Below are 10560 nucleotides of genomic sequence, written 5' to 3'. Positions count from 1 at the left end.
TCCTGGTACGACGGCGACAAGATCAAGCTGTCGCGCGACCGCGTCGACCGCCTGGGCTTCTTCACCGACGTGAACGTCGAGACCCAGGAAGTGGCGGGTTCGCCCGACGAAGTCGACCTGGTGGTGACGCTGGTCGAGAAGCCCACCGGCAGCCTGCAGCTGGGCGCGGGATTCTCCAGCAGCGAGAAGGTGTCGCTGACCTTCGGCATCACGCAGGAGAACGTGTTCGGTTCGGGCAACTACCTGGGCCTGCAGGTCAACACCAGCAAGTACAACCGCACGGTGTCGCTCACCGCCACCGACCCGTACTTCACGACGGATGGCATCTCGCGCACCCTCAACGTGTTCCAGGCCTCGACCCGGCCCTACTACGAGGCCGACGGCAACTACAAGCTCGTGAGCGAAGGCGGCTCGGTCAAGTTCGGCGTGCCCTTCGGCGAGGTCGACACCGTCTTCTTCGGCATCGGCCTGGAGCGCTATCGCTTCACGCCCGGCACCAACGGCGCCTACACCGTGGTCGACGGCGTGTCGGTCTACACCGCGACGCCGCAGGCTTACCTCGACTACTTCCAGTGCGCGGGCGCCGTGCCCAGCGTGAGCTGCGCCAGGGACAGCATCCTCGGCGTGCCGCTCACCATCGGCTGGGCGCGCGACGACCGCGACAGCGCGCTGGTGCCGACCCGGGGCCGGCTGCAGAGCGCCAACCTCGAGCTGGGCGTGGGTTCGGACCTGCGCTACCTCAAGAGCACCTACCAATACCAGCAGTACTTCCCGTTGAACAAGCAGTACACCTTCGCCGTCAATGGGCAGCTGGGCTATGCGCGCGCGCTGGGCGACACCGCGTTCCCGATCTTCAAGAACTTCTACGCGGGCGGCCTGGGCTCGATCCGCGGCTTCGAGCAGAACGCGCTGGGCCCGCTCGACAGCGTGACCCAGGGTGCGCTGGGTGGTACCAAGAAGGCGATCTTCAATGCCGAACTGAGCACGCCGTTCCCCGGCGCGGGCAACGACCGCACGCTGCGCCTCTACTCCTTCTTCGACGTCGGCAACGTGTTCGCCGACCGCACGCCCAGCCTCACCGACGCACAGTGGAAGGCCCAGCAGCGCCTGCGCGCATCGGTGGGTCTGGGCATCAGCTGGATCTCGCCGCTCGGCCCCTTGCGCCTGGCCTACGCGGTGCCGATCCAATACCAGCGGCTGGACGAAGCCAACGGGATCGTGGCCGACCGCACGCAGAAGATCCAGTTCCAGATCGGGACTTCGTTCTGAGCGACCCAGGCGCCGCGGCGCTCAGGGCAGCAGGTCGAGCAGCTGGCCGATCAGGTGGGCCAGGGCCACGAGGGCTGCCCACACCGCCTCGAGCGCGCGCAGGAAGTCCATGCGGATCAGAGCAGGTTCGCTAGCGCGCTGCGCTCGGGCACCGTCGGCTGCACATCGAGTGCACCCCGCAGTTGAAAGAGCAGCTGGATCCAGCCGAGCGCGAGTGTGCCGCTGGCGCTGGCGAACTGCTGTGAATACAGCAGGAACTGCTGGTAGCGCTCGAGCACCTCGCGCTCGGACGCCTGGCCGCGACCCTGGCGCGCGACCGCTTCGTCGAAGGCCACCCGCACCTCGGCGGCCCGCGTGTAGAGCGCGGCGGTTTTCGCGCGCTGCGCCTCCAGCGCGTCGGCTGCGTCCTCGATGTCCTGCCGGGCGCGCGCGACGACCACCGAGAAGCTCTCATCCGAGGCCTGTCGGCGCGTCGGCGGTGTCACGTCGCGCAGCGCGCCGGCCAGGGCCACGTCCTGGCGCTGCATCAGCCAGTCCGTCGCCTCGCCCGGCGGCATCGGTGCATTGAATTGCGGCAGGCGGTGTTCCTCGAGGGCCGGCGCGACCACCTCGGTGAGCGTGGCGGCCGTCATGCCGCACAGCGCCGAGAGCATGCCCAGCGAGGCATCGCGGCGCGCGCGGATCGCGGTGGCGGCACGGTCCGCATCGGCCAGCCGGATGCCGATGAGTGCACGGTCGGCATCGCCCGCAGGCCCGGCCTCGACCAGGGACTGCTCGCGGTGTGCCGCGGCCGTGGCCTCGTCGATCAGCGCGAGTCCGACGCTGTCGGCCTGGATGCTCACGTAGGCCGCGGCGACCTTCATCTCCGGCGGCAACGCCGGCGCATCGCCGGTGAGGATCCACCGGCGGGCGTCGGCCGCCGAAGCGACGGCATGCCGCGCCGCGAGGATGAGCGTGCCCAGCGTGTCGTCCTGGAAGCCACGCCACCAGCCGTCGACGGCGAAGGGCATTGGCGCCGGCACCGCTTCGGCGCCGGTGCGCAACATCACCGCGGGTTCGCGCAGCGACGGTGCGCGGCTGAGGTTGGCCTGTGCGCCGATGGCCATCGACAGGCCCATCAGCGCCGCGAAAGGCAACGAGATCTTCATGGTCGTGCGCGGCGCCGGCCCGGCGGTGCCGGCGCACGGCCGATCGCCCGCACGCCATCCCGTCGAGTCATCGCCTGGCTCCTGTGTTGAGAAGCCTTGACTGTGGCCATCGAATTCGGAGGAATGTGGGAAGCGGCGCGCGGGCCGGGCCTTCAGCGCGCAGGCGCCTCGAGCGAGAAGCCGATGCCGTAGACCGAGCGGATCCAGTCGTGGTCCGGCGAGGCGGTGCCGAGCTTGCGGCGCAGGTTCTTGATGTGGCTGTCGATGGCGCGCTCGGTCACGTCGTCGACCAGCTCGTAGGCCAGTTCGAGCAGCTGGCCGCGCGAGAAGATCCGGCCCGGGTGGCGCGCGAGCGCCTGCAGCAGCCGGAACTCGCGCCGCGTGAGCTGCAGCGGCAGGCCATGCAGGCTCGCGTTCCATTCGGTCTCGTCGAGCACCAGCGGCCCCTGCGCGCCGGCATGCGGCGCCTTCGCGGTGGCGGTGCGGCGCAGCACGGCGCGCACGCGGGCCACCACCTCGCGTGGCGAGAAGGGCTTGCAGATGTAGTCGTCGGCGCCCAGTTCCAGGCCGATCAGCCGGTCGATCTCTTCGGTGCGCGCGGTCAGCATGATCACGGGCGCCTGTGTGCAGGCCCGTGCGCCGCGCAGCACGGCCAGGCCGTCGAGCCTGGGCAGCATCACGTCGAGCAGCGTGAGGTCGGGCGGATCGGCCCGGATGCGTTCGAGCGCATGCTGGCCGTCGGCCAGGTGCTCGGTCTCGTAGCCCTCGTGGCGCAGGTAGTCCTGCAGCACCGAGGCGATGTCTTGCTCGTCTTCGACGATGAGGATCCGGGTCATGGGTCGGGGCTCAGGGGCAGGGTGATGAGGATGCGCAGCCCGGCCATGGGCGAGGGCGAGGCGTCGATGGTGCCGCCATGGGCCTCGACGAGGGTGCGGCAGATCGACAGGCCCAGCCCCGAGCCGCCGGTCTCGCGGTTGCGCGAGGCCTCGCCGCGGAACAGGCGCTCGAACAGGCGCGGCATGTCGCCGGCCAGCGGGCCGGGCGCGCTGTCGTCGAAGCGGATGTGCAGCCGGGCGCCGGCGCCGCTGCCTTCGGTGGCCGCGCTCAGGTGCAGGCTGCCGCCGGGGTCGGTGTAGCCCAGGCTGTTCTCGAGCAGGTTCATGAACACCTGGTGCAGCCGCGGCGCGTCGCCGTCGACCGCGGGCTGCACGCCGGGCGCACCGAGCCGGCTGCTGTCGAGCACGAGGCCGCGCTGCGTGAAGCGCCCGCGCATCATCTCGACGGCCTCGGCCAGCAGGGCCAGCGGGTAGATGGGCGCGAAGGCCGCGCCGGCCGCGCCCGATCCCGGCTGCTGCGGCTCGTGCATGCTGCTGCGCAGGTCGTCCACCAGCTGCCCGAGCCGCATCACCTGGCGGTGCAGGCGCAGCGCGGTGCGGTCGTCGAAGCGGCGCACGCCGTCCTGCAGCGCCTCGATCTCCGCGCGCATGGCCGCGAGCGGCGTGCGCAGTTCGTGGGCCACATCGGCCAGCCAGCTGCGGCGCGAGGCCTCGACGGTGTCGAGCCGCTCGGCCATCGAGTTGAAGGTCTGGCCCAGCATCGCGAGTTCGTCGTTGCCGCGCACGGCCACGCGCGTGTCGAGCCGCCCGCGTGCGATGTCCTGCGCACCTTGCGAGAGCGCGTCGATCGGCTGCAGCCAGCGGCGTGTGACGAACCACGACAGGGCCAGCGCGAGCGCCAGGCCGGCCAGGCCGGTGAGCGCGATGAAGCCCGCCTGGCGCCCGAGGAAGGCGCGGTCGGCCTGGCTCTCGAGCATCTGGGTCGGCGCCAGCACCAGGTAGCCGACGGTGTGGCCCAGGTGCCGCAGCGGCAGCCGTGCGGCCGAGGCGGGGTCGACCCTGGCGCCCGCGACGTGGGTGCCGGCACCATCGGTCACGCCCAGCCGCTGGTAGATCGCATCGGGCCCGCCGCGTGGGCCCTCGTCGGGCGAGTGGCTGCGGAAGAACAGGGGCTCGAAGGGCGGCGGGCCCTCGGGTTCGGCGTTGTCGTCGGTCGGCTGTCGGCGGTCGTACCAGTGCGGCAGCCGGCGCTCGTTCGCGAACGGGCGGCCGGACAGCGCACGCTCGCCCCACTGCAGCCGTATCCAGGCCGATCGATCGGCACGCAAGGGCTCCCAGCTGCCGTCGCTGGCGTACTTCTTCTGCAGCGCCTCGGCCAGCCAGTCCATGCGCCGGACCTCGATCTCGGCCACGTAGGGGCCCAGCCCGCGCTGCAGCCCGACGATCGAGAAGGTGGTGAAGATCAGCAGCAGCAGGGCGAGCAGCGTCGCCATCGCCATGAAGACCTTCTTCGACAGCGTCAGGCGTGGCAGGACGGAAGCAGGGCGCACGGCGGAGGGGGCGAAAGGGCTGGGGGTCGGCCGGGGCCGGAGCGGCCGCGCTGTGGTGGGCGGATCGATCATGCGCGCGCTTCTCGGAGAAATCTGGGAGCGGCTGGAGACGCGTGCAGGCGATGCTGCGGCCCGGCCGCAAGGCGGCATGGAGGGCGGGGGCGAGGGACGTTCCGGTGCACTGCGAGTGCATTGGAATGGCCGCGTACGCCACCGAGGTGTCCGGTGGGTAAAGAGAAGGTGAAGCCGGAAACAACCCTCGTGCACGCGGCGGGGAGGCGCGCGGACCGGCGCTGCGGCCGGTGCGGGAACGGGGTGGTGATCGTCCCGTGCGCTCGTCGGGCGCAGGGTGTTGTGGGGGCCGCCGGGGCGGACGGCGGGGCCCCGCCGCCGCCTCAGCCCAGCGCGGGCGTGGCGTCGGCCGCTGCGGGGGCAGGTGCGGTTTCGGTGGTGGTGAACTGCAAGGCCGCCAGCCGTGCATAGACGCCGCCGCGCGCCACCAGCGCCGCGTGCGTGCCCTGCTCGACGATCTCGCCCTGGTCCAGCACGATGATGCGGTCGGCCTTCTGCACGGTGGCCAGCCGGTGCGCGATCACCAGCGTGGTCCGGCCGGTCATGGCCGACTCCAGCGCCGCCTGCACCATGCGTTCGCTCTCGGCGTCGAGCGCGCTGGTGGCCTCGTCGAGCAGCAGCAGCGGCGGGTTCTTGAGCATGGCCCGCGCGATCGCGATGCGCTGGCGCTGGCCGCCCGACAGGCGCACGCCGCGCTCGCCGAGGAAGGTGTCGTAGCCCTCGGGCAGGGCTTTGAGGAAATCGTCGGCGAAGGCCGCGCGCGCGGCCGCGTACACCTCGTCGGCGCTGGCTTCGGGCCGGCCGTAGCGGATGTTCTCGAAGGCGGTGGCCGAGAAGATCACCGCGTCCTGCGGCACCAGGCCGATGCGGTGGCGCAGGTCGTCCAGCGCCAGGGCATCGAGCGGCGCGCCGTCGAGCAGCAGGCTGCCGGACTGCGGATCGTAGTAGCGCAGCAGCAGCTGGAACACCGTGCTCTTGCCCGCGCCGCTGGCACCGACCAGGGCCACGGTCTCGCCGGGCGCCACGCGCAGGCTGAAATCACGCAGCGCGGGGGTGGCGGGCCGCGAGGGATAGTGGAAGCTCACGCCTTCGAGCGCGATGGTGCTGCCGCCGTGAGCCAGCGGCGCGGTCACGGGCCGGGCAGGGGAGGCGATGGCCGAGCGCGCGTGCAGCAGCTCCATCAGGCGCTCGGTGGCGCCGGCGGCGCGCAGCAGGTCGCCGTAGACCTCGCCCAGCACCGCGGCGGCGCTGGCCAGGATGATCACGTACACCACGGTCTCGCCCAGGTGGCCGGCCGTGATGGTGCCCTGCAGCACCGCCTGCGTGCCCTGGTACAGGCCCCACAGCAGCGCGGCCGAGGTGGCGATGATGATGAAGGCCACCAGCACCGAGCGGGCCTTGGCGCGGCGCACGGCGGTCAGGAAGGCGTTGTCGGTCGAGACGTCGAAGCGGGCGGCTTCGCGCGCCTCGGCGGTGTAGCTCTGCACCACGGGGATGGCATTGAGCACCTCGGCCGCGATGGCGCTCGAATCGGCCACGCGGTCCTGGCTGGCGCGCGAGAGCTTGCGCACGCGGCGCCCGAACCACATGCTCGGCAGCACCACCAGCACCAGCACGCCCAGCACCTGGCCCATCACGTAGGGATTGGTCCAGACCAGCATGCCCAGCGCGCCGATGCCCATCACCGCGTTGCGCAGGCCCATGCTCAGCGAGGAGCCGACCACCGTCTGCACCAGCGTGGTGTCGGCCGTCAGGCGCGACAGCACCTCGCCGGTCTGGGTGGTCTCGAAGAACACCGGGCTCTGGCGCAGCACATGCGCATAGACCGCGTTGCGCAGGTTCGCCGTGATGCGCTCCCCCAGCCAGCTCACCGTGTAGAAGCGCGCCGCCGAGAACAGGCCCAGCGCCACCGCCACGCCGAACAGCGCGAAGAAATGGTCGCGCAGCGCCATGGTCTGCGCGCCCTTGTCGGTGCTCACCAGACCGCCGTCGATCAGGCTGCGCAGCGCCAGCGGGAAGACCAGCGTGGCCCCGGCCGCGGCCACCAGGAAGACGCCCGCGAGGGCAATCTGCCAGCGGTAGGGACGCAGGAAGGGAAGGAGCCCGGAAAGGGACTTGGGCGACCCCTTTTCGGAGGTGCGGGAGACGGAAACAGCCATGGGGGCGGATTCTACCGACCGGTTGCCCCTGCAAAGGTAGCCTTGACAGTAATTGCCTAAGCAACTAATATCCGGACCCGATGAATGACGACACCCAACGACCGATCGAAGCGGAGCCTCCGCCGCCGGCCATTCCTGCGTTCTATTCGGCGGACCGCTACCGTCCCGAAGAGAGCGTGGGCTACCTGATGCGCCGCATCATGACGGCTGTGAGCCAGGCCGTCGAAGGCCAGATGTCCGAGCCCGGCGGCCCGACCTATCCGCAGTGGATCCCGTTGCACAAGCTGCACACGGGCACCGCCACCACGGTGGCCGAACTGGCGCGCGAATGCCTGCTCGACGCGGGCGCGATGACGCGCCTGCTCGACCGCCTCGAGACCAAGGGCCTGTGCCGGCGCGTGCGCTCGGTGGCCGATCGGCGGGTGGTGAACATCGAACTGACCGACGAGGGCCGGGCCGCCGCGCAGCAGGTGCCCGAGATCCTCTGCCGGGTCCAGAACCAGCATCTCGCCGGCTTCTCCGAAGCCGAGTGGGAGCAACTCAAGAGCTATCTGCGCCGCATCCTCGACAACGCACAGGTCCTGTCGACCCGTGGAGAAAAGAAATGAACCGCCTCGTTTTCCCATCCCCGGCCGGCCGCGCGCTGCCGGTCGCGGCCGCCGTGCTCGCACTGTTCCTCGCCGGCTGTGCCGACATGGCCGGCATCGGCTCGACCGCCAAGCTGCGCGACGCCGATTCGCTCGGCCTGCAGCGCGCCGTGGCGCAGCATGAAGGCACGCTGGCCGCGAACCCCATCGACAGCCGCTGGTGGACCGGCTTCGGCAACCCGCAGCTCAATGCGCTGATCGACGAGGCGCTCGCCGGCAACCCCAACCTCGCGGTCGCCCAGGCGCGCCTCACGCGTGCCCGGGCCGCCATCGCCACGGCCGAGGCCGCCGACCGCCCGCAGGTCAACGGCGCCTTCGATGCCTCGCGCCAGCGCTTCAGCAACACCTACATCTACCCGCCGCCGCTGGGCGGCTCGATCCAGGAGACCGGCGCGCTGCAACTCAACGGCAGCTGGGAGCTCGACTTCTTCGGCAAGAACCGCGCAGCCCTCGACAGCGCGATGGGCACGGCCAATGCCGCCGCGGCCGATGCCGATGCGGCGCGCGTGCTGCTGGCCAGCAACGTGGCGCGCGGCTATGTGCAGTGGGCCCGGCTGAACGAGCAGCTGATCGTCGCCAAGCGCACGCTGGCCCAGCGTGACGAGACGCTGAAGCTGGTGCGCGACCGGGTGTCCGCCGGCCTCGACACGCGGCTCGAACTGCGCCAGAGCGAAGGCGGCCTGCCCGAGGCGCGCCAGCAGATCGAGGCGCTCGACGAGCAGATCGCGCTGGCCCGGCATGCGCTCGACGCGCTGGTGGCGCGGCCCGGCGCTTCGCAGGCGCTCGAGGCGCCCAGCCTGGCCTCGCTGCACGCGATCGCGCTGCAGGCCGACATCCCGACCGACCTGCTGGGCCGCCGTGCCGACATCGCGGCGGCGCGCTGGCGCGTCGAGGCGGCCAGCGGCGACGTGGCCGGTGCCAAGACCCTGTTCTATCCCAACGTGAGCCTCACGGCCTTCGTGGGCACGCAGAGCCTGGGCCTGGACAACCTGCTCAAGAGCGACAGCCGCCAGTGGGGCTTCGGCCCCGCGATCCGGCTGCCGATCTTCGAGGGCGGCCGGCTGCGCGCCAACCTGCGCGGCAAGGCGGCCGACCTCGATGCCGCGATCGAGAGCTACAACGCCAGCGTTCTCGACGCGGTGCGCGATGCGGCCGACCAGGTCAGCAGCGCGCAATCGGTGGGCCGCCAGCAGACGCAGCAGCGCGATGCGCAAGCCGCGGCCGAAGGCGCCTACGAGATCGCAGTGCAGCGCTACCGCGCGGGCCTGGGCAACTACCTCAACGTGCTGACCGCCGAGACCGCGGTGCTGGCGCAACGCCGCCTCGCGGTCGACCTCGCGGCCCGAGCGCTCGAGACGCAGGTCGGCCTGGCGCGCGCGCTGGGCGGCGGATGGCAGCCGAGTGTTGCCGTGGCCGGTAACGCACCCACCCATCCCTGAACAATTTCCGCTCGCGACTCACGCCGCACGGACCTCACATATCCCGCATCGGAAGGACACTGAAAATGGACAACAACAATGCAGTCGCCGCCGCCCCCGCCCCGCAAGGCGCAGAGGCAGGCGCGCCCGCCGGCAACCACAAGCGCCGGCGCGCACTCACCGCGCTGGCCGCGGTGGTGATCGTCGCCGGTGGCGGCTGGGGCCTCTACGAATGGCTGGTGGCCAGCCACTACGAGGACACCGACAACGCCTACGTGCAGGGCAACGTGATCCAGATCACGCCGCAGATCGCGGGCACCGTGATGTCGATCATGGCCGACGACACCGACTTCGTGAAAGCCGGCCAGCCGCTGGTGCAGCTCGATCCGGCCGATGCCCGGCTGGCCTTCGAGCAATCCGAGGCAGCGCTGGGCCAGGCCGTGCGCCAGGTGCGCACGCTCTACGCCAACAACGGCTCGCTGGCCGCGCAGGTCACGCTGCGCCAGGCCGACATCGTCAAGGCGCAGAGCGACATCGCCCGCGCGCAGGACGACCTCCAGCGCCGCCAGGCGCTGACGGGCAACGGCGCGGTGTCGAAGGAAGAACTCAACCACTCCGAGACCGCGGTCGCCAACGCCAAGAGCGCGCTGGCCGCGGCCCAGGCCGGCGTGCTGTCGGCGCGCGAGCAGCTCACCAGCAACCAGTCGCTCACCGAAGGCACCAGCGTCGAGCAGCACCCCAGCGTGCAGGCCGCCGCCGCCAAGGTGCGCGAGGCCTGGCTGGCCACGCAGCGGGTCGCGATGCCCGCGCCGGTCGACGGCTACGTGGCGCGGCGCACGGTCCAGCTGGGCCAGCGCGTGGCCGCGGGCACGCCGATGATGTCGGTGGTGCCGCTCACGCAGCTGTGGGTCGACGCCAACTTCAAGGAAGTCCAGCTGCGCAACATCCGCATCGACCAGCCGGTCAAGCTGACGGCCGACCTCTACGGCAAGAAGATCAGCTACGACGGCAAGGTCGCGGGCCTGGGCATCGGCACCGGTGCGGCGTTTGCGCTGCTGCCGGCGCAGAACGCCACCGGCAACTGGATCAAGGTGGTGCAGCGTGTGCCGGTGCGCATCGCGCTCGACCCCGAGCAGCTCAAGGCCAACCCGCTGCGCGTGGGCCTGTCGATGGTCGCCGAGATCGACGTGACGAAGAAGGACGGCAAGTCGCTGGCCGATGCGCCGCGCACCACGGCCTTCGCGCAGACGCAGGTGTATGCCGTGTCCGATCGCGGCGCCGATGCCGAGATCGACCGCATCATCTCGGCCAACCTCGGCCGGCCGGTGCAGGCGCGCAACGAGACGAAGAAGCCGGCGGCCGACGACGCCGACAGCAAGTCCGTTGCCCCGCATCCGGCCGCGCAGAGCGGTCGCGGCGCCACGCTGGCGATGCGGCAGGCCGCACACGGCTAAGCAATCA

The 10560-nt window shown here is 71.3% G+C and carries 8 protein-coding genes; 4 read left to right on the top strand and 4 right to left on the bottom strand.

Annotated elements, in window-relative coordinates; genetic code table 11:
• Positions 1-1269 (top strand): outer membrane protein assembly factor BamA (gene bamA / locus K0H49_RS26300; protein WP_257625135.1); only part of this gene is annotated, 1269 nt, incomplete at its 5' end.
• Between the two features lie 116 nt (positions 1270-1385).
• Here the strand turns inward: bamA and K0H49_RS26295 are convergent.
• From K0H49_RS26295 to K0H49_RS26280, 4 genes are all read right to left on the bottom strand, one after another.
• Positions 1386-2417: a hypothetical protein gene (locus tag K0H49_RS26295; protein ID WP_219218977.1), complete on the bottom strand. Its 1032-nt coding sequence runs from the start codon at positions 2415-2417 to the stop codon at positions 1386-1388.
• A 152-nt stretch (positions 2418-2569) separates the two neighbouring features.
• Positions 2570-3253, bottom strand: a complete 684-nt coding sequence (locus tag K0H49_RS26290) for a response regulator (RefSeq protein ID WP_219218975.1) — start codon at positions 3251-3253, stop codon at positions 2570-2572.
• Complete coding sequence (locus K0H49_RS26285; RefSeq protein ID WP_219219212.1) at positions 3250-4785, bottom strand: ATP-binding protein; 1536 nt, start codon at positions 4783-4785, stop codon at positions 3250-3252. The genes K0H49_RS26290 and K0H49_RS26285 overlap by 4 nt, the downstream gene beginning before the upstream one ends.
• Before the next feature lie 413 nt (positions 4786-5198).
• Positions 5199-7034, bottom strand: a complete 1836-nt coding sequence (locus tag K0H49_RS26280; RefSeq protein ID WP_219218973.1) for an ABC transporter transmembrane domain-containing protein — start codon at positions 7032-7034, stop codon at positions 5199-5201.
• Positions 7035-7114: 80 nt separating this feature from the next.
• Here K0H49_RS26280 and K0H49_RS26275 point away from each other — a divergent pair, with 80 nt between their 5' ends.
• The 3 genes from K0H49_RS26275 (at position 7115) to K0H49_RS26265 (ending at position 10553) form a co-directional block, all read left to right on the top strand.
• Positions 7115-7642, top strand: a complete 528-nt coding sequence (locus tag K0H49_RS26275; RefSeq protein WP_257625134.1) for a MarR family winged helix-turn-helix transcriptional regulator — start codon at positions 7115-7117, stop codon at positions 7640-7642.
• The gene (locus tag K0H49_RS26270; RefSeq protein WP_219218970.1) at positions 7639-9120 is read left to right on the top strand and encodes an efflux transporter outer membrane subunit; all 1482 of its coding nucleotides are present in this window, start codon (positions 7639-7641) and stop codon (positions 9118-9120) included. Before K0H49_RS26275 ends, K0H49_RS26270 begins: the two co-directional genes overlap by 4 nt.
• Positions 9121-9185: 65 nt before the next feature.
• Positions 9186-10553, top strand: a complete 1368-nt coding sequence (locus K0H49_RS26265) for an HlyD family secretion protein (RefSeq protein WP_219218968.1) — start codon at positions 9186-9188, stop codon at positions 10551-10553.
• Positions 10554-10560: the final 7 nt, after the last annotated feature.

The organism is Variovorax boronicumulans (assembly GCF_019352895.1).
Taxonomy (GTDB): Bacteria; Pseudomonadota; Gammaproteobacteria; order Burkholderiales; family Burkholderiaceae_C; genus Variovorax; species Variovorax boronicumulans_A.
This window is presented reverse-complemented; position numbering and strand designations above follow the sequence as displayed.

Bases quoted from the DNA above. Each gene is read 5' to 3' on its own strand.
- K0H49_RS26275 (WP_257625134.1), top strand. From the start codon at position 7,115: ATGAATGACGACACCCAACGACCGATCGAAGCGGAGCCTCCGCCGCCG.
- K0H49_RS26290 (WP_219218975.1), bottom strand. From the start codon at position 3,253: ATGACCCGGATCCTCATCGTCGAAGACGAGCAAGACATCGCCTCGGTG.
- K0H49_RS26265 (WP_219218968.1), top strand. From the start codon at position 9,186: ATGGACAACAACAATGCAGTCGCCGCCGCCCCCGCCCCGCAAGGCGCA.
- K0H49_RS26280 (WP_219218973.1), bottom strand. From the start codon at position 7,034: ATGGCTGTTTCCGTCTCCCGCACCTCCGAAAAGGGGTCGCCCAAGTCC.
- K0H49_RS26270 (WP_219218970.1), top strand. From the start codon at position 7,639: ATGAACCGCCTCGTTTTCCCATCCCCGGCCGGCCGCGCGCTGCCGGTC.
- K0H49_RS26295 (WP_219218977.1), bottom strand. From the start codon at position 2,417: ATGAAGATCTCGTTGCCTTTCGCGGCGCTGATGGGCCTGTCGATGGCC.